Source organism: Bacillus sp. FSL L8-0099, from assembly GCF_038006385.1.
Lineage (GTDB): Bacteria > Bacillota > Bacilli > Bacillales > Bacillaceae_G > Bacillus_A > Bacillus_A toyonensis.
In genome coordinates, this window is record NZ_JBBOVC010000005.1 from 1 (window position 1) to 19,488 (window position 19,488).

Annotated in this window: 23 protein-coding genes; 4 read left to right on the top strand and 19 right to left on the bottom strand. The window is 35.3% G+C overall.

The window, feature by feature from the left end; all coding sequences use genetic code 11:
* Positions 1-368: 368 nt before the first annotated feature.
* The gene (locus MHH42_RS31710) at positions 369-593 is read right to left on the bottom strand and encodes a DUF2187 domain-containing protein (protein ID WP_340895687.1); all 225 of its coding nucleotides are present in this window, start codon (positions 591-593) and stop codon (positions 369-371) included.
* A 298-nt stretch (positions 594-891) separates the two neighbouring features.
* On the opposite strand from MHH42_RS31710, the gene MHH42_RS31715 reads away from it, so the two are divergent.
* Positions 892-1,020: a hypothetical protein gene (locus MHH42_RS31715; RefSeq protein ID WP_340895688.1), complete on the top strand. Its 129-nt coding sequence runs from the start codon at positions 892-894 to the stop codon at positions 1,018-1,020.
* A gap of 47 nt (positions 1,021-1,067) precedes the next feature.
* Here MHH42_RS31715 and MHH42_RS31720 read toward each other — a convergent pair whose 3' ends face one another.
* The 3 genes from MHH42_RS31720 to MHH42_RS31730 all read right to left on the bottom strand — a co-directional run bounded on the left by MHH42_RS31720 (position 1,068) and on the right by MHH42_RS31730 (position 4,534).
* Positions 1,068-1,952, bottom strand: coding sequence for an Rpn family recombination-promoting nuclease/putative transposase (locus MHH42_RS31720; protein WP_340895690.1), 885 nt, complete (start codon positions 1,950-1,952; stop codon positions 1,068-1,070).
* A 678-nt stretch (positions 1,953-2,630) separates the two neighbouring features.
* The gene (locus MHH42_RS31725; RefSeq protein ID WP_340895693.1) at positions 2,631-3,944 is read right to left on the bottom strand and encodes an SMODS domain-containing nucleotidyltransferase; all 1,314 of its coding nucleotides are present in this window, start codon (positions 3,942-3,944) and stop codon (positions 2,631-2,633) included.
* Positions 3,944-4,534: an SLATT domain-containing protein gene (locus MHH42_RS31730; protein WP_098828160.1), complete on the bottom strand. Its 591-nt coding sequence runs from the start codon at positions 4,532-4,534 to the stop codon at positions 3,944-3,946. Before MHH42_RS31730 ends, MHH42_RS31725 begins: the two co-directional genes overlap by 1 nt.
* A 381-nt stretch (positions 4,535-4,915) precedes the next feature.
* On the opposite strand from MHH42_RS31730, the gene MHH42_RS31735 reads away from it, so the two are divergent.
* Positions 4,916-5,086: a hypothetical protein gene (locus MHH42_RS31735; protein WP_340895696.1), complete on the top strand. Its 171-nt coding sequence runs from the start codon at positions 4,916-4,918 to the stop codon at positions 5,084-5,086.
* A gap of 103 nt (positions 5,087-5,189) precedes the next feature.
* Here the strand turns inward: MHH42_RS31735 and MHH42_RS31740 are convergent, their stop codons facing one another.
* On the bottom strand, positions 5,190-5,651 hold the full coding sequence (locus tag MHH42_RS31740; protein ID WP_245916739.1) for a hypothetical protein: 462 nt from the start codon (positions 5,649-5,651) through the stop codon (positions 5,190-5,192).
* A gap of 229 nt (positions 5,652-5,880) precedes the next feature.
* Here MHH42_RS31740 and MHH42_RS31745 point away from each other — a divergent pair, with 229 nt between their 5' ends.
* Together MHH42_RS31745 and MHH42_RS31750 are read left to right on the top strand one after the other, a co-directional pair.
* A complete protein-coding gene (locus MHH42_RS31745; protein ID WP_186375737.1) occupies positions 5,881-6,054 on the top strand; it encodes a hypothetical protein in 174 nt (57 codons plus the stop codon).
* A 118-nt stretch (positions 6,055-6,172) separates the two neighbouring features.
* Positions 6,173-6,877, top strand: coding sequence for a hypothetical protein (locus tag MHH42_RS31750; RefSeq protein WP_098859146.1), 705 nt, complete (start codon positions 6,173-6,175; stop codon positions 6,875-6,877).
* A 254-nt stretch (positions 6,878-7,131) separates the two neighbouring features.
* On the opposite strand, the gene MHH42_RS31755 is transcribed toward MHH42_RS31750, so the two are convergent.
* The 14 genes from MHH42_RS31755 to MHH42_RS31820 form a co-directional block, all read right to left on the bottom strand.
* Positions 7,132-8,046, bottom strand: a complete 915-nt coding sequence (locus tag MHH42_RS31755; RefSeq protein WP_016123842.1) for an Rpn family recombination-promoting nuclease/putative transposase — start codon at positions 8,044-8,046, stop codon at positions 7,132-7,134.
* A 273-nt stretch (positions 8,047-8,319) separates the two neighbouring features.
* Positions 8,320-9,120 (bottom strand): hypothetical protein, encoded by an 801-nt coding sequence (locus MHH42_RS31760; protein WP_340895702.1) that lies wholly within the window; start codon positions 9,118-9,120, stop codon positions 8,320-8,322.
* A 136-nt stretch (positions 9,121-9,256) separates the two neighbouring features.
* The gene (locus tag MHH42_RS31765) at positions 9,257-9,469 is read right to left on the bottom strand and encodes a hypothetical protein (protein WP_098326394.1); all 213 of its coding nucleotides are present in this window, start codon (positions 9,467-9,469) and stop codon (positions 9,257-9,259) included.
* Between the two features lie 31 nt (positions 9,470-9,500).
* On the bottom strand, positions 9,501-9,821 hold the full coding sequence (locus tag MHH42_RS31770; RefSeq protein WP_340895703.1) for a hypothetical protein: 321 nt from the start codon (positions 9,819-9,821) through the stop codon (positions 9,501-9,503).
* A gap of 127 nt (positions 9,822-9,948) precedes the next feature.
* Positions 9,949-10,245: a hypothetical protein gene (locus tag MHH42_RS31775; RefSeq protein WP_000636253.1), complete on the bottom strand. Its 297-nt coding sequence runs from the start codon at positions 10,243-10,245 to the stop codon at positions 9,949-9,951.
* Between the two features lie 25 nt (positions 10,246-10,270).
* Complete coding sequence (locus MHH42_RS31780; RefSeq protein ID WP_340895704.1) at positions 10,271-10,591, bottom strand: hypothetical protein; 321 nt, start codon at positions 10,589-10,591, stop codon at positions 10,271-10,273.
* Between the two features lie 18 nt (positions 10,592-10,609).
* On the bottom strand, positions 10,610-11,194 hold the full coding sequence (locus tag MHH42_RS31785; RefSeq protein ID WP_340895705.1) for a hypothetical protein: 585 nt from the start codon (positions 11,192-11,194) through the stop codon (positions 10,610-10,612).
* Positions 11,195-11,218: 24 nt separating this feature from the next.
* On the bottom strand, positions 11,219-12,346 hold the full coding sequence (locus MHH42_RS31790; protein ID WP_098643647.1) for a peptidoglycan DD-metalloendopeptidase family protein: 1,128 nt from the start codon (positions 12,344-12,346) through the stop codon (positions 11,219-11,221).
* A gap of 27 nt (positions 12,347-12,373) precedes the next feature.
* Positions 12,374-12,772 (bottom strand): hypothetical protein, encoded by a 399-nt coding sequence (locus MHH42_RS31795; protein WP_340895707.1) that lies wholly within the window; start codon positions 12,770-12,772, stop codon positions 12,374-12,376.
* Positions 12,773-12,828: 56 nt separating this feature from the next.
* Positions 12,829-15,564 (bottom strand): CD3337/EF1877 family mobilome membrane protein, encoded by a 2,736-nt coding sequence (locus MHH42_RS31800; protein ID WP_340895708.1) that lies wholly within the window; start codon positions 15,562-15,564, stop codon positions 12,829-12,831.
* Positions 15,561-16,070 (bottom strand): hypothetical protein, encoded by a 510-nt coding sequence (locus tag MHH42_RS31805; RefSeq protein WP_340895710.1) that lies wholly within the window; start codon positions 16,068-16,070, stop codon positions 15,561-15,563. Before MHH42_RS31805 ends, MHH42_RS31800 begins: the two co-directional genes overlap by 4 nt.
* Positions 16,071-16,128: 58 nt before the next feature.
* Positions 16,129-18,699: an ATP-binding protein gene (locus MHH42_RS31810; protein WP_340895712.1), complete on the bottom strand. Its 2,571-nt coding sequence runs from the start codon at positions 18,697-18,699 to the stop codon at positions 16,129-16,131.
* Positions 18,659-19,207 carry a TcpE family conjugal transfer membrane protein gene (locus MHH42_RS31815; RefSeq protein ID WP_000659659.1) on the bottom strand — a complete coding sequence of 183 codons (549 nt, stop codon included), beginning with the start codon at positions 19,205-19,207 and terminating at the stop codon, positions 18,659-18,661. The genes MHH42_RS31810 and MHH42_RS31815 overlap by 41 nt, the downstream gene beginning before the upstream one ends.
* 27 nt (positions 19,208-19,234) lie before the next feature.
* Complete coding sequence (locus MHH42_RS31820; RefSeq protein WP_000281809.1) at positions 19,235-19,486, bottom strand: TcpD family membrane protein; 252 nt, start codon at positions 19,484-19,486, stop codon at positions 19,235-19,237.
* Positions 19,487-19,488 lie beyond the last annotated feature (2 nt).

The following is a 19,488-nucleotide window of genomic DNA, read 5'->3' on the forward strand; positions in this document are numbered from 1 at the left end:
TATCCCCTATAAAATAGTCACTTAAAAAAGTCTATTCTATAGGGGATTTCTTGTGTCATCGCTATCAAATTAAGAAATTGATTGTTCCCCAAAACGAAAAAAATGAGCCGAATTCTCATAAATAACTATAAAAAAATGAGCCGTATTAGTACATGTACATGATACGATTCGCTTTTTAAGTTTAACATTTTGTATACTTTATAAAATTCGTTTTCGCTTTGTAAACATTAAGCATCGTTGAAAAAAGAATCCATGATAGTGCTTTTTCTAAATGAATATGTTACTATCTAGCAGCTGGTATTCATCATCTTAAAAAATCCAGTAACTTCATCTAAAAAAATGCTCCTAGATTTATCTAGGAGCATTTTTTATGAAACATTATTTTTTATTTTCCTTTGATACACTTTATTGTAGTAACCGTGTTTTACAACTTGCATAACATCATCTACTTCAATTCCCATTATCTCTGTAATATCTACAACAATTGTATTCTGTAGAACACTCACTAAATATCCAATTAATTGTAAATTAGGATTTTTACGATATGAAAATTGAACGTAATCCCCAATTGTTACCTTTGTTTTATGCTCCATTTGGTACCCCCTAAATCACCATTAATTATTCGGTAGGTTTCCCTTTTTTTACCTCTTCATACTGTTTACAAGTCTATAAAATGAAGAAAACTTAATATCATATTTCATCATTGCTTCTATATTTAAAAATTTTCACTCTAAATACAAAAAGAAAAGCAAATACACGGGACACATAAATTATCTCATTATTCATAACGGGGAAACCATATTGATTACGGCTTGATTCCATTATATAACAAATAGGCTTTATTTTGCTCTGAGCGACTATGTAAGTATTAACAAAAAGGGAGGAATTCAAATGAAATATATAAGTTATAAATACGCAGATGGAAACACTGGTTATTATATTAATGAACCAGGCGTAAGTTGGAAATATACACATGGAAATGCTGGTGGTCATCACCTTCCAGGCGGGGGCGGTCATTAACAAATAACACCTACAGATATATCTGTAGGTGTTATTTGTTAATTTATTTATGATTGTAAAATTTCTTGTATTTCTTCAATACGTAAATTCGTAAACTTTGCAATATCTTCTATTGGCATTCCATTTTTGTGCATACCACGAATAAGCTGCATTTTCCCTTTTTCAATGCCCTTTTCAATCCCTTTTTGTTCTGCATAAGCAAACTTTGCCGCTTCATCCATAAGAACTTTTTCCCTTGCTTCGTACGCTTGTCGAAAAGAAGAATCTTGACTCATACGTTCCCATTTATTCATTGCTTTTTGTAAAATTGGGTCTTGGTTCATCGCAATATCCTCCAATGTTTGGGTTAATTGTTCATCTTCATTCGCTGGAAGTAGTAATAACCAACGAACAAACGAATCTTCCCAGGGATTTATTTGTTCATTACGCCACTGTTGCATGAGTTTTGGAATCTCCACAATGTGAATTTCTATATCATCACTTAATACCTTCTGTTGTTGTTGATTCCAAAAGATTCCTGTTGTATGGAATGTCTCATATTCAGGAAACATAATGAAATTTAACAAATTAATCGTAATTGTTTTATGAAGAGAACTATATGACATTCCCTTTTGAAGCTGGGATGTGTATAATCTTCCCCAGTAATATAAACTTCTCTTAATCATATCATGATTATTATTTAGCTGTATTTCCACATTTACTTTTGTTCCCGTGTCTAATGTTGCGGAAATATCTAAGATTGATAATTTATCTTCTTCATGTTCTCGATGCAAGTGTGGGTCTTCTAATTGCAAGGAAACAATAGGGGATTCTAAAGAACCTTGTAACATAGCATTTAAAAACGCAATTAGAATATCCTCATTTCCACTTGTACCAAATAATTGTTTAAAAGCAAAATCAATGCGTAAATTCACTAATTGTTGGTTGGACATGGGTTTTCCTCTCCCCATCTCATAAGATGTTTTTCTTTCATTGCACATAAAAGAGGGATACACATGCAAACAAGCTCTTATATCCATTGACATAAGAGCTTGTTTGACACCATACATAATTAACAGATTAGTTGTGTTTCATAGAAACTGAAAGATTGCCTACTGTAAGAAAAACTCACGTTTAGTATACAAGATACGAACAAAAATGCAAATACATAAATGTATTCAAGATAGTACATTACATTTAAAAAGTAAAACTAAGTTTATATCTTTTTATAATTTGTAAAATACACCATTAAATATCCAAATAAAAACCCATTGATCTCATGCATACATACTGATATCAATGGGTTTTATAGGTTTAACATTTTGCATCTTTTGTAAAACTCATTTTCGATTTACAAATATTAAATATGCTCTAAAAGGTGTACCTTTTGAAACCGATGCATATATTTTCTTATTCAATTCTGAAATTAATTTTGGGAATACCCCTAACCTTTTGGATTACAGCATAACGTATTGTATATAAAATAAGTCCCAAAAACTTTACTTTTTGAGACACTCCTACGACGACTAACATATTTTCAAAACAAATGCCTACAGCTGAGCTGTAGGCATTTGACTTTTTTCATTTTCATTTCACTATCTTAAAGAACTTTATCTATTTGTAATATCTTTTTAAGCAATAGCAATGGGCACCTTAATTCTATCTTTAGCTACACAAGCTTCATTATGAATAATATAACAATCAACATAATGGCTACCTCTAAAATCTGTAGTTTCTGTTATTTGCTCGTTTCCTGTATCTTGAGAGATTTCCCCGCGAATCATGTTTCTTTTAACGGCTTCTATTCCAACATTCCGTACTTTCCAGTAAACTGTGTAAGGTAATTCAAGCTCAGCTACTTCATTTTGTTCAATATAGAATTTTAATTGCTTTTTTGTCTTGAGAGGGAATCGCTTCATTATAAATTCTGATAAACTCCCCTCACGAAAACCATCCTGTAATACATTAGCATTTATCGATAAACTATATCGAATATCTACAGGGAACAACTTCTCAATGAATTGCTCAGTCTTACTGTATTCGTAAGATGCAAATGCACTCTTGGTAACCTCTTGTACTCCTTCAGGAGCTGGAAATCCTTGACCAAATAACTCTTGGAGAATATCATATATTTCTTCACTTTCTTCTGATAATGATTCTAACTTGCCATGAGCTTTCTTTGCCTTTTTAATAAAAGTTTTCTTTTTGTCATATACTTGTTGATTACTTCCCAATGCAAGCCAATACTTTCTAGTCTCACTCTGATTCTTTAAGTAAGCAAACAAGTCCTTAAGTATCGGCAAATAATCTTCAAAACTGCATTCTTTATAGTCTGCGTATTCTTCAAAAAAGTCATATACTAAAGTATCAATTAACAATCCCCCGAATTTGAAACCCGCTTCATTTTTCCAAGCGCGCATCATATTGCATATATAACGGTAATGCGTATCCGTATCTACTGTCATAGCAAGACTCTCTCTAATTTCTGGAATCGGGTCTGTTTTTTTCCATTTCCCACCGTTATTGGAATCAGGATACGTAAAACTGCCATCATTTTCTGAAAAGCAAGGGCAAACTTCTATTTGATAGTTAGAAAAACTAACAACTACAACTTGTCCATCGCCACGGACAATGGTTCTAGGATATGTTGCCCTTATTACTTCTTTTACTCGTTGTAATAACTTAGATTGACCATTCCCCTCATGATTATTATATTGCGTATACAATGCATCAGGAAGGATGAATAACATATCTAGGTCGCTGATACCTTTAATAGCAGTGCCTCTTCCTAGTGATCCGACTTTATGTGCATGTTCTTCATCACTTTCTAAATCCCAAAACGACTGATTTAATTTTTTTGTTATCCGTTTATACTTCTTATCAATATCCTCTAAATTATCTACTTCCAAACCTTCTACATATTCTGAGAATGAATCTGATAACATCAAAGTCCCCCTGTAAATGCTATTTTTAAAAGTAGGAATATTACTATATACATTAAAATGGAAAATACAAGTGATTTAGGTATTTTATCTTTGTACCATTTAAATTTTTTTTGCTCATCTATCCAATCAATCTGCATTTGACAAAAAAACTTGTAGTGTGCAAACCAATCGCTCCCATAAATTTGTTTTGACATACTAACTGCGTAAAATTCATTCATGATTTCCCTCATCTGAGTTTCTTCTTCTTGAAAATTATCTGCTGAGGAAATTTGGACTTTCCAATACAATGCTCTTAATTGATTGAATAATTTTGTAGTCTTAACACCAGCTTCTTCATACTTCTCTTTATCCTGACTATAAGGCGAAATATAAAAAGCAAATGCGCTGATAATAACTAAAATTAAGGAAATAAATTGAGCATAAGGAGCATTAGGATAGGCTAGCTGTCCAAGCCCTACCATGAAGGTTATAACGGATATGATAACGGGAATTTTTTCGACAATATCATAGGTAGCAAAGTGTTTCTTTGCTCCAAAGCCAACATTATATCCATTTGTGGCTAACTCTTTTAATAAAGCATCTTTATTCAATACACATCAGCCCCTATCTCGTTTGTTTATATATGATTTATTAAATATATATTAACACCATTCCTAATTCCTGTCTCTTATTAGCTACCTATCGACAGGGTTCCTACTCTAGCCCGCAATAAAATCTCCATATTAGTAATCTATAAAAAGTAAAACTAAGTTTATCCCCCTTCATAATTTGTAAAAAATAAATTCGTAAATCTTTTCTTTTTTTGGTGAGAGACCTTCCAAACCCGAGATTTATTGTTCGAAGTGCTATATTAATAAAGAGAGAAGAAAAAAGGAGCCAAATACATTACGTAAAAATAATTTATATTTTCAGAATTTTTAGTTAGTTCTGTTATATTATAAGTAAGATACCTTAGAAAGGAGCCAAAACCAATGGAATTAGCAAAAGGCTTATTTCCTTCATTACATACAATGGAGAACGCATCACAACGTTTTAATTCATTCCAACAGCAAGAAAAAGAGAAGAATAATAACAGGGGAGATTTCATTAATAAAATCCTTAATAATTATCACTATAGACACTCTACTTTTCATTTGAAGTGATTAGCAAATACACAATTATTATCGAAACAAGTCTATAAAACATAAGGTACAAACTAAAGGGAAACACCTTTTTTCATAGTAAGGTGCTTCCCTTAAATTTAATTTATGATTTAGCATAATAACAGGGCTTACATTGCTTTCTCCAACGATTTTCGGCATTTAGCCACCTTTTTTTATGACAAGAAGGACATTCGATACGTACTTTATCTAATTCCCACTTTAAAGTATTTCCATTGAAGTTGTATTTTTCATTTTCATTTGAAGGATCGGGAATTTGATTTTTACCAACTTCCACTATACAATTTTGACAGTAAAGTTTATTATGTAATTTTTTTAATGTAACAAAAGAAATACCTTTGAGATCACCTTCTATTGCATTACAAGCACTACAAATACGACCATTTAATTTATTTTGATAAAGCTCTAAACTATTTTTACAAGCTTCTTCATCATAATCATCATAGTAGCGAACTCCTGGTATGACCGTTGAACAATGATAACAACTTAAATCTTTTGTTCCTCCTGGATGGGTAAATTCATAATCTCCTAGTCCTTTTCTACCCATCTTATATTCAGAGCTTCCCACTACTCTAAGTATATTTTCAAAACCGCAATGAGTACATACTACAGGAAATCGTTTTGTTCTACAGTCCGAACAATCACAGGGGCTACCCCAATCACAATTTGGCATAAAATATCAACTTCTTTCCTAATCAAATTTCTAGTATTTGTATAATTAAAATATACACCCCTTTGGTAAAATGTTCTATTATTAATACATAGGTGGAATTACAATGAAAAATAATAAAAAACAAACATCATATTATATAAGAGAATATACATTGCGGAATAAAAGTACAAAATCCATAAAAGTGGAACCCTGGCGCTCTTTTAAAGAGGAAATGAGGGCGCTTGGTATTACGGATAATGACATTTTTCAAATTCAACTGATAAAAAAACATATATAACTTTAGCATACAAAATTCGTAGAATGCTGGTTGCCCCCTATATAAAATTAGTCAATTACAATTCCTAATTGATACAATGGTTCTAATAAGGGTAAAAAATTATTTATAGGAGGTTGCTATGTACGATTTAACAATAGGGCTAGAATATGACAGGGCTTTAGATTTAAGTCCGAGATACCGATATGATTTTGTAGGGATTGACTATCAAAACGATTATATTTATGGATTCATCTTCGCCTTTCGTACGATAAAAAAAGGGAACGGAACAGGTAATGTATTAATTGATTTAGTTCACAACTCTAACATCAATGCTCTCCAAGCTCATATACATGGCGATTGTCATTTCCATACCTTCGAATACAGAATGTCTATGAACAATGAATCAATTAAAATTACAGACCATATTTCTTTAGAGAAAGTAAAAAATACAACAAATGATGAATATTATGCACTTATAAAAGAACAAAAATATCGATTACTCAATAATGGTCTTAATAATCCAAAGCATAAAAATTTATCCTTAGTTAAACATCTACTATTTACAGAATATAATCAGCACGTAGCAAATGTAGATACTCTCGAATTAGCGCCAATTTTCAAGTTACAACAAGAGCATATATGGAATAACTCTAAGTATTCAGATTATATGAACGTGTCACAATTGGCTAAATTTGATGATACTCTAAAGCACTCCACAGAATGGAAACAAACCGAAAAAATTATCCAAGATAAAATGGAACATTTAAAAAAACAAAAGGAAGACATACTAACTAAGCTTTTAGAATGGAACGATTTAGAGAACTCTCGTTTGATTGAATCGTGAGAAAAACTACCTTACAAGAATTGTTTTTTTGTACTTTATTCACTATAAATCATGCAACAAGTTTGCGCTTTGCTATCCCTTATCAAAATCATTTTATGCTATACTCTTACAGAGAACGTAACAGTGACAAGTCTCTTCTATGTGTAATATCTTGTCACTGATTTTTTCTCTTGTGTCTTCTTCTTGCATCGTAAAAAAAGAGCCACAATCCCAGCCATTGGGGATTGTGGCTCTTTTACTATCTTAGTTGTTTATTATGAATTTCCTTTCAAAATAAGCTCAACTTCTTCTATGCTTAATTTACTTGCTTTTGCAATCGTTTCAATTGGTACACCAAGTTCATGCATACCTTTAATCATTTGTATTTTCCCTTGCTGTACCCCTTCTTGAATCCCTTCTTGAATTCCTTCTTTTTTCCCTTCATTACGAGCATGAGCAAACTTTGCAGCTTCATCCATCAACGCTTTCTCCCTTGCTTCATATGCTTGTCGGAAAGAAGAATCTTGACTCATACGTTCCCATTTATTCATCGCTTTTTGTAAAATTGGGTCTTGGTTCATCGCAATATCCTCCAATGTTTGGGTTAATTGTTCGTCCTCATTCGCTGGTAGTAATAACAACCAACGAACAAATGAATCTTCCCAGGGATTTACTTGTTCATTCCTCCACTGTTGCATGAGTTTTGGAATCTCTACGATGTGAACTTCAATATCACTACTTAATACCTTCTGTTGTTGCTGATTCCATAGGATTCCGGTTGTATGGAATGCCTCGTATTCAGGAAACATAACGAAATTTAACAAATTGATCGTAATTGTTTTATGAAGAGAGCTGTATGGCATCCCCTTTTGAAGTTGGGATGTGTATAGCCTTCCCCAGTAATATAAACTTCTCTTAATCATGTCATGATTGTTATTCAACTGTATTTCGACATTTACCTTTGTACCTGTATCTAATGTAGCAGAAATATCTAAAATTGATAATTTATCTTCTTCATGTTCTCGGTGCAAGTGTGGGTCTTCTAATTGCAAAGAAACAATAGGAGATTCTAAAGAACCTTGCAACATAGCGTTTAAAAACGCAATAAGAATATCTTCATTTCCACTTGTACCAAATAATTGTTTAAAAGCAAAATCAATGCGTAAATTCACTAATTGTTGATTGGACATGGGTTTTCCTCTCCCCATCTCATAAGATGTTTTTCTTTTATTGTACATAAAAGAGTGATACACATGCAAACAAGCTCTTATATCCATTGACATAAGAGCTTGTTTGACACCATACATAATTAACAGATTAGTTGCGTTTCATAGAAACTGAAAGATTGCCTACTGTAAGAAAAACTCACGTTTAGTATACAAAATACGAACAAAAATGCCAATACATAAATGCATTCAAGCTAGTACATTACATTTAAAGCTAATTTATCTTCATTTTCACTCTTATTTATGCTCTTTAGGTTTGTAACTAGATTTTATCATATTCCAATTCCACAGGAATACAGTTCCCTCTAAATGCCTAATAGCTTCATCAATTTCATCTCTTTGTTTTTTATCTTCGTCCAATATATCACGTTGTACTTTATATGGCTCAAATTGTGATGTACAACAAGTCGTAGGAATTTTCCAAGGATCAGTTTCCCCAGTAGGTAGACAAACAGTATCAATTGGAGGGTTTGATTCACAATGATCCCATGCTTCAAACAACGGTAAGTAGTTTCGACTATGTTGATTGTTAATTAACCAAGTGCAACACAACCTTACATATCTTAGCTGCTCTAAAACGTGATCATCTCGATTATCTCCATGCCTAAATTTTAATTCAGATAAAACCAATGCACGTAAATTAACAACGAGTATCATTAGGCGAACTATTTTTCTAACTCTTTCAACATTATTTTCCTCATCATATAAGTGAATTAATGGGCCAAAGACTTCTTCATTTAAATCATAAGCAATGTTCATTAATAAATCTTTATGGGCATCTATTGGCTCATATTCTTTAAAATTTTCCACTTGCCCTAAGTATAATCCCGTAAGCTCATCTATTTTAAAGTCTTTTAGTGCCTCTTGAATTGTTTGACGATTTTCAATAACATGTCTGTTTATTGCATTAATAATTTCCATTGAGCGTTGTTCATCTTCTTTTGCTTTCTCCCTTTCTAAATAAGCATTAACAGCAGCAATGATTATTTCAATAAATCCCATATTTTTACACTCCCCTTTTTCATATTGTTTTTTCATAAGTTTTCCTAAAAAATATTTTTTATTCCCTTTGTTAAAGATGTAAAAATTTAAGGGACAATCTAAAAAATTCAATACAGACAATGGAGGATTTTAAATAAAAGGGAGAGCCTCGTGATAAACGAGGCTCTCCCTTTTATTTTAATCCAACTCTATACCGACTATCCTCTGAAACACATAAACTGGCCGCTTTCACTTTTATACTACACTTTCCTAATCGCCGCTTTACTTCTGATTGTAATTTTTCATTTGCTTCCTCTAAAGAACTTGCTGAAATAATCGTAGATTGTGAGTCTGTTACCTTGCCACTATACATCACTGAAAAATTCAATTCATATTGATGTATCAAGATTTCTCCACTCCTTTTTCCCTGTATTTCCTCACAGATCATTCTTATTTGTAGCTTGCTCCTGTTGTTTTTGAAGATAGGTACGCATTTGCGGTACATACCAGCTCTTTCTTAATCGGATGATCGCAATTCCCACAATAAAAATCAAAAAAGCTTGTAGGAAAATATCTTGTGTTTCCCATAACGTGCACAAATACAGAAGACTTCCCGAACAAAAATAATACATGGCCAATACTAGGTTTATATTTGCGATTATCATTTGTTTCTTTACAATCACGGCTATTCCTGCCAAAATAAGCGTACAAACTCCTATACTTAGCAAAATATATGCAATAACCTTTAAAAAAAGCATTCCTACACCCCTTTTTCTCTAAAAACTCATTTAATCCACTTGAAAGACCGAATAAAGAGCATAATCTCATTCGATACCAAATATATTAACAGTTTATTTAAAATCAATTACAAACGAATCTGAAACGTCATTTTTTCTGAAAGGGAAACTTTTTATGTTGAAAATCATATATACTTTGTTTTCCAACACATCCAATTGAAAAACCTGTAAAAAAAGTTGCACCTATGATTTTTAATCCCCATTGCCATGTGTTTTCCTGTAAAAAATGGTGCGAAACATAGAGACATACCCCTGTACAAATAATGATCCAGATTCCATATTCATCATATTTTCTCTGTTCTAACTTTTGTTCCTGGAACGGATATACCTGGATAAATAAAAAGGCTATCAGCAAAACTGACAGCCCAATTCCCAATACGATCATTCTTTATCGCCCCATTTCCATTCGATTACACCTCTTTATAGCGCTTCTGTAACAATTGCTGTACACGTGCTGCATACATTTTAAAATAGGGAATGTTTTGCGCGGCAACCTTTCCAAAGTCCATTTGCATTAATGTTTCTTCTAACAGTTTGAACTCAAATTCTAAGAATTTATCATGTTGTTTCTGAATCGAATGCGGGATATTATGCAAAGCATCTACAATGTCTCGTACATACGTCATGCTGTATTCGTCTTCTTCTGAATAGGAAAATACATTTCGAATTAATACAAACGTTTCTTGTAATACTTCATACCCAATATGATGCAATACATTTTGTTTTATCAACTCCCCTCATTCCTTTCTCTATGGTCCTTCAATTCCTGTATTGATTTGAAACTCATAATTTTCTACAAACCATTTCTCACCCTCTAATAATAAATTTAATTTCATTGTGTGTTTTTCTTGTTGTTCAGTTCCATCTATCGTTACAAGATAATCATATTTAACCGTTACATCCGCTTTATTATCAGCGGTTTTGATGTAGTACATATCTGTTATCTTTGCTTTCGTTTGAATATGCATAGAGCCATCATCTTCTATATGGTTATGTGCATCCTCTGGCGCGTTTAATAATTTGTTTCTTGCTTCCCCTGTTATCATTTCTTTGATCTTCTCAAATCCTGGCTTTTCTTTTTGCTTGTTATCATTCTGTATTAACAGCTCTACAAACTGTTTTGCTACTTCTTGCCCTTTATCTTGGGTATTTTCTGTTAAAACTGTCACGCGCTTTTCCAATGCTCGATTCTCTGTTTTTAGCTCTTTTACTTGTTCCGTCCATTTCTTTTCCGTTTGCTCGACTTTATGCTGTAAAGTGCGATTTTGATTCCATAACCATACACTGATACCCACCAGTACAAGTATGACTAAACCAACGATTCCCTGTTTCATCCCTATTCCTCCCTTTCTTTCCGCTTATTTCGGCAAATACGGTGCTGGGTCGACTTGACCAAACGTCAAAGATGTTTTGATCTCAAAGTGAAGATGTGGCCCTGTTACCTGCCCTGTTCTTCCGCAAACTCCCACCTGTTGACCAACTCCAATGTTTTGTCCTTCCTGTACAGTAATGGACGACATATGACCGTATAAACTCCAATATCCATTCCCATGATTAATGACAACTACATTTCCATAGCCGCCAAAACCCGAACCGGAAGCGCCAAATTTCGCCCACTCTACAACGCCACCTTTCGACGCGGCAATTGGGGTGACACCGTCCTGGCAAGAATAATCAATACCTTTGTGAATGGTGCCCCAGCGTGGTCCAAATGGGCTTGTAATCGTTGTTTGAGCGATTGGACGAATAAACCCTTGTGAGCTTGCTGATCCCGTATCTACAACACCGCCTGGCTTTCCCGCTTCACAATTAAAAGTAAGTCCGCCCATTTGTGCCACAAATTTGGTTACTAATACTGGCCATAAACCATTTGTGCCATGCGGATCATTTGCGGCTCCTGGTGGTGCATATTTCGCTCCAATTGCTTCTATTGTTGTAATCCCCATACCGATATAGTTTTTATATAAGTTTCGCGCCATAGCGTTGATTCCTTCATCCAAAGTGGCAAACTTCATAAACCCTTTCATTTGTGAACTGCTAGGGTCCATGAGGCCGCCTGGGTTGTTATAGTTCTTTACTGCATTAGATGTACCGTTACCCGTTTCCAATCTTGCAATGGCCGCTAGTAAAACGGGATCGATTTGGTTTTGTGTTCCTGCATTTAAAAAGGCTTGTGCTTTCCCTGTAAAAACGCCGCCCAGGTGGGGTTGTAATTCTTCTGGTGCCACTGTTTTTCCGCCTGGCCGACAAACCGTCATTCCATTACTTGGGATGGTTGCTGGCGCTTCCTCTTCTTTTTTGCCAATGCCTTGCGCCAAAACGATAAATAAAAGAAATCCAATACAGACGAACAATCCTATTGTGAAAGTAGAACTTCCAAAAAGAAGTGTCAGTAACCAGGATTTCTTTTTCTTTTTCTTTTTTTGTTCTTGCGCAATATCTTCTTGTATCGTTTTGTCTACGACTTCTTTTATTTCTGGTCTCATATCATCCCTCCCCCTTTGCAACATGTATCAAGATTGATTGAAATACTTTCGAACAATCAGCCCATATATTAAGGCCAAAAGAATGGGTATAATCGCAAAAACATGAAATAGTAGCGTTAAAACAGTAGATTGCTGGTCTTGTATAAATTGTAGTAATCCAAAATGACCGATTCCTACAAACCAAATGAAAAAGGCTAGTTTCGCTCTATCTTCTATACGACAACATAACTCACTATGGATAATTTGAAGAGTTAGAAGAATGAGTGTATACCAGATAAGTAATCCTAAACCAATCCATCCTAATAAATCTGTCGCCCATTCTCTTTGTATGAAAAGAATAATTATGTTCATCCATCCTAAACACCCAATGCAAAGAAAAATACTGATATTCACCATTTTCATACAAGTTAATCCCCAGTGTTTCATAGATAAATCGCTCCTTTTTGCGTAAAAAAATAGTAAAGTCCTAAAAGACTAGGACTCTACTCATCTTTTTTTGGTGTCTCCAAATCATCTAAGTTATCTAAGTTTTGCGGATCAGTAGAAGGCATCCAGTTTTCACTTCCCGCGGCTACAGCTCCATATTGTATATCTGGCGTATCGATTGTCTCTGCTTTTTCTTGAATTGGCTCATTTTTGCTTACTTCTTTCTCATTTACTGGTGTCAAATCAGAAGAAATAGGTTCCGTTGGGATAAATGAGTCGGATGAATTTGTATCTTGTATAGTTGACTCGACATCTATATTAGGGTTTTTTGCAACAATTTCCCCCGCTTCATTCACTTCTGCAGAAATAGCATCTGGAATATCTGCACTTGTTGTTTCTGGTGTATGAGGTACAATGACACCTTCCTCATTTTCATCTGCACGAATTGTATCTGGTATTAAAGGTTCATTTGCCTCTGTTTCAATTGGCGTTGAAATTTCTTGTTGTGGAATATTTGTTGAAGTTTCCTGTTCTGGTTGTATTTCTTCTCTTGAAATATCCATCGGAATTTCTTCTGTTGGAATGTCTTGTTGTGGGATATCGGATGGGATTTCTTCAAATGTTTCATGATTTGGTGACACTTCCTCTAATGGAAGTTCTTGTGTTGGTACTTCTGTTTGAATCTCTTCATATGCCTCCATATCGCTTGAAACTTCTTCTAATGGTACTTCTTGTTCTGGTACCTCTGTTTGGATTTCTTCATATGCTTCCATATCAGTTGAAACCTCTTCTAATGGTACTTCTTGTTCTGGTACTTCTTGTTGTACATCTTCATGTATTTCTATATCAGTCGGAATTTCTTCTAGTGGTACTTCTTGTTCTGGTACTTCTGTTTGAATTTCTTCATATGCCTCTATATCAGCTGGCATTTCTTCTCCTGTAGGGATTTCCTCATCTTGTAAAGATACAAGCTCTGGTTGAACATCCATTTCTGATTCTTCTACCTCTGTTCCTTCTTGTTGTCCTTCCATTTCTTGTCCTTCCATTTCTTGTTCTAATGCTTCCTTATCTAAGCTGATAAGGTCTTGTTGCATTGGTACCTCTTCTTCACCTGGTGACGTTTGTTCTTTCCCTTCCTCTTCCTGCTGTGGTAAATTCCCATCTTTATCACGATCCTGTAAGGAAATAAGGTTTCCTTTCTTTTGATTCTCTTCTTTTTCTTGTTCCGTTTGATTATTTGGTAAATCATTCGGTATATTCGCTTGCACTAACGGGTTTGCTTTTGCCTTTTCGTCGTCTGTCCCTGCATTTTCTAACTGGCCGCCTGCCGCCGCTAATTCAGCCGCGCTGTTAAAATGTGCTCCCATTTTGTCTCCAATATAAGACATTGTATTTCCAGCGTACTCTTTTCCTTTATCTACAAAGTTTTCAGTCATAAGAGATATATTTGTGACTGTCTCATACACGCCACGTGCTCGACTAAAGGCCGCAACAATATTTCCTCTAAACAGGTAGCAAAGAACGAAAACAAGAATTTGGAAGATCATTGTAGACACATATCCTGCAACGCCCGCTTCTGGTAATACATACAGTAATTCTGCCACCGTAAAGATGATAACCAGCATAACAGACATAAAGATTTTTAATGCCAATGGTCTAATCCATTGTGAAGCCCAGCTTTCAATGACTCTGCGGTGTCCTGGCAATAAAGCTACCGCCATGACGATTGGTGAGATAATACTCATGACAAGGAACCATAATTGAAATGCTACAATCAGTAAACAAAACGCAATTACTGGAACACCTGCGAATGTATTCACTACATAATACATGACTGTAAATACAAGACGTTCTCCTACAGAAGAAATGACCATCATTTGGTTGCCTTGATCCTTTACCTCTTTTTGCACTATTTTTATACGATCTTCGCCTGGCGCTTTTGCCAATAATTCATCTACTCGTTTAGCTCCTAATTTTTCTTTTGAATCTTCCCCATACTGTAGAAATAGATATGGTCGTTCAACTAACAAATCCCAAATCTGCTTTTTCACTGAAAATATTGCATCCGCTTTGGAACGTCCTGGATCACCCGCAACTGTTCCTGTTGCTTTCGCTAACACCGTTACACTAATTTCAGAACTAATCGTATTTGCACTCTTTAAAATCGTACCTGCATTTCCAATGTACGTAACAATAAAAGCAATAACCAATACTGTTTTCACCAACTCACTCAGACCTTTGGAAGGTTGGCGCTTAATAAAGAAGATATAGCCCGCATAACAAGCCGATAACACACATGCAATGCCGATAATTGCTGGGAATAGTCCAGAAGATAAAAAACCGCCTTTTCCAATACCAGCAATATTTTGCATAGCCGCTCCTAACTTATCCGCCACTGTATCTACAATATCCAGATTCAATGCTTGATCGACTAAAAAGATTGTTAATTGGCCAAGAATTACATTTAACTGAAACGCCATATTGGCAAGCCATTGACATGTTGTATACAACATTCTTTGCAAGTCTTTTCCCACACTATCATCACCAAATAAGTATCCACCAACTTTTTGAAACACGTTCTTATCTTCTTCCTTTGGTTGATATGTGTCGATTTCGTAATACTTATCTTTGTAAATCCCATCTGTGTACCCACTAAATAGATTTTCAGAGATTCGCGCTCCTTTTTGTTCCTGTTTTTCTTCTGTTTTTGTATCTTCCGCTAGGGCCACATAGGGCCCTAACGGTAGTAAGAAGAATGCAAGAATCATACAAATAGAGAAAAGTTTTTTCATTCCTTTTGCCCCCATTTATGGACATGTACAGGTTTCACATCTCCCACAATTGAATTAAGACTATTTGTTGAATCCCATGCCCATTCATAATTTTTCCACTTATTATCCTTTTTATCTTTAACCATTCGGAGGTATAACCCCATTTGAGCCTTTTCTACAGGATCATAAAATTTTATTCTGTAATAAAATTCATCCTCCCCCTCTTGTAAATCATATCTATACAAATCGTAGCGCTCTTTCATTTCTTTACTAATGCCTGGATTTTTTACTCGATCCTCTCCAAAATCATATTTTTTGTACTGTAGTTCATTTAATTTTTTTCGGTCCATTTCAATATAAGCCTTTAAATAAGCAACTGCGGCTTTATCTGATTCTTTCATATCACGTTCTTTCTGGCTCTCTTGTTGATTCGCATTACTTTTGGTTTCATTTGAGCAACCCGCAACACCCGTTACCATCAACATTCCTGCTACACATAATCCAGATAACATACGAAATTTTTTCATCGTTCCATCCTCCATATACAGATAATTTAGAATACTCTTATCTGTATTGTAATACGAATTACGCCAATTGTTGTGCGCGTTCTTCGTCTGTTTTCGTAGAGGAATCAAATGCAGTCTTTAATTCTTGGAAAACAGGATCAATTTCTACAACCGCGGTTCGGCCAAAAATATCCTGGAACAAGGCTTCGCCGCGTCGTAACTGGCGTAACATTAAGATATTTTCTTCTGTGACCGGTAAGTTATAGTAACGCAACATTTCTTCCGCTTCCTTATCATATTTCAGCGCAAAACAGAACTTCATACCCACATTGGCAACCTCTTTGTTTTCAGATTGATAATCGGATGCGTTTTGTGTTCCTAAATACAATCCGATATTGTGATAACGTCCTTCTCGAATGATTTTGTCAGAAGACGCCGCACCCTCTTTATTTTTCAAAATACTTGATGCCTCATCTTGTAGGTATACTTTGAAAATACTACGGTCGGAATGCATTAAGGATTTACCAAATGCCGCTAATGCAATTAAGATACTACGAGATAATTTGTCTGTAACACTTTCATTCTTTTCCTCTGATTTCGGAATGCGTAAATGTTGAATTTGTAATACTTGTAATGGGCGTTCTAGGCTTAATACGCGGTAATCTTGACCTGGTCTACCAAACAATAAATCTCCTAGCTGGATGCCTTCTAAGGTTGCTAAACGATTTGTAAGAGCGTTTAACCGTTCTAATTCAGTTGGCAATAAGTTAGGTTCTTTTTTCATTTCCTCTAGCTCTTTACGAACCAAAGTTAAACATGCATCTTCTTTTTCCGCCACTCGTTCAATAGCTTTATATAAATAGTCATATCTGATATCCTCTAAACCTACATCCGATAGGAACGTCAAAATTTCAAGTGCTAAACTCTTCGCATCTTCTATCGTTGCACTTATTCGGAATGGGTCTAAACAGCCCGCATCCTCTTTATTCTTCCCAAGTGTCCATACTTGCAAGGTATCCTCATTGAACCCTGGCAATAATTCGGGCCATCGTGTGCGGTCCCCTTTTGGATCGATGATAAATGCCCTTCCGCCACTCATAACAATCCAGAAAGCGAGTAAGTTCATTAAGAACGATTTCCCTTTCCCTGTTTGCCCCGCAAACATAACCGATAAACTTTCAAACGCTGTCACAATGTTATCTAATGCTTTCGCCGCTAGTTCGGGACGAATAAAAACAGGACGATTCAATTTCTTTGTCTTTCCAATGTAAAACCCTTGATTATCGCCAATTTGTGTTGTGGCCCCGAACATTCCTTGTGCAAGTACGCCCGGTTCCACAAACAATTTGAAATCCGTATTATAACGTTTAGAACCTGGTAAGAACTCGTAGAAGTATGCTAATTGTTCTCCATATGGATTGAGCAATTCAATTTTCATTTTGCGATATTCTGTAATCAGCGTATTGACGCGTGATTTTAATGTTTTCTCATCTTCTGCATATACACAAAACAGTACACTTAGTTCATATCCAGGTGCTCCCGTTGTTTCAAATCGATCTTTTACAATTTTGACGCCTCTTGCTTTACGATCAATTGTTAAATCTGTTGTGCGGCCACCTACCATTGCTTGTTGGCGTTGATCGTTTAATTCCAGTTCACTGTTCGAAAGTTTTTGGGTAACCATCTGGTTTTCTAAATGATACGCTCGAATACTCATTTCAACAGGAAACTTTAATGAATGAGATTGAATGCGATAAATCCACTCTCCACCAGGAAAAGCCGATATTTCGGGCATATCTTTCACCGCAAGAAAAGCAACATGAGAGGTTTCCATTTCCCCTTCTTCATTTTGTCTTTCGAGTATCAGAGAGCGCCCTGGGCTTTCATCAATCACCGTATCCGTTAAGTGCACCATTTCTTGTAAATCTGGCCGACGTACTTTTACCGCCTTTCCTTCTTCATTTTTCAAGGTAACTGTAGAACCTACTTTCCAGTTTTGATCCCGATTCAGTTCTTTCATGCCACGTTTGAAGTTATGATGGAATAAAAAGCGCGTTGTTGACGGTTTCGCACGTCTTGTATTATGAAAGGCCCCTCTAACCTGGCTAAATAACACGTCTTCTACTTCTAAATAATTTTCAATTTCCTCTTCTAAAATATCCGTCACATTCATACCCGATATGTTTTGGGCTGTCTCTGCAAATCCTTCTCTTATCTTCTTCATAAACTTCCATGTTTCTACGACAGGGTTACGAATTTGTCTTTCTTTCTGTTCCATATTCAGTTGTACTAAAACGAAAAAGCGATATTCCATGTTCTCTTTCGCAATGGCCGCATTTCGTAAGTATTCTTTTACCTTTTTAAAAAGAAAGCGTCCTGTTGGGGCCATTGGCCCTTTTAAAGTGGAAATATGTTCATCCAGAATTTCATCTGAATTTGTTGTACGAGGAATCACAAGCAAGTGGATATCATATTCTTGATGGGTAAATAGAGCGAGTTGATTGCGATAATATACTTTTTTTGTACTTTCGTCTTGATGATCGTATTCAAATCCGTCTACTTCATACACTGCGGATACTTTTCCGTCTGTACTAAACGCTAAATTCTTTTCAACGTGCTTTAATGGTGGTCTGTTCATTGTTTTCAACATATTCAACTTCCTCCTTTTGGGGTAAAAATGTTACATCATAAGCGTGTATGTCGTTCTCTTCTTCACTGAATGAATGTACGATTGGTAAATCTTTGACGTCATGTTGTACACATACATGACCATAAAACACATGTTTTTTAAGTTTGGGTACATTCACCAAGCGACTACTTTGATGCTTCCGTAAACGAAATGTGACCCAGGACCGAACAAAAGAGAAAAGTGATTTTCCATCTGTTTTATATTTATCCGCGCCCCATACTAAGAAAAGAGGAATCACACCATAATACATGAGCCAAACTTGATCGATCATATCCCCAAATATCCATTTAAAGGGAGGAAGGAAGCGGAAGGCTACAAGCCCCGCTTCTACCGCCGCAAAATAACCAAGTGCCCTCCATGTAACTGCACGCGGAAGACGATATCCCATAATTTCGTACTGTCTTCGCATATAGTTCATATAGCTTCCAAAACAATAGACAATGATAGATTTTGATTCTTTTTCCTTCATGTAGCCCTCTTCCTTTCCATCCCTTACTTAGACGCCAAACAATCCGCCTAACCACGTTCCGATTGTTTTTAATGCATCTGGTTTGTTAATGAAGAATACAACAATCCCGCCGCCAACAATTAACGTGATCGCTTTTCCCCATGCACGCTTTGCCGCTACGATCAAGATAACAATGATAAACGCACAATATAATGCGTATGTTCCTTGTGTCTTCATCATTTCGAAAAATCCTTCCAACCCGATCCCTAACACAAAATGATTTATATTGAACATATACATGC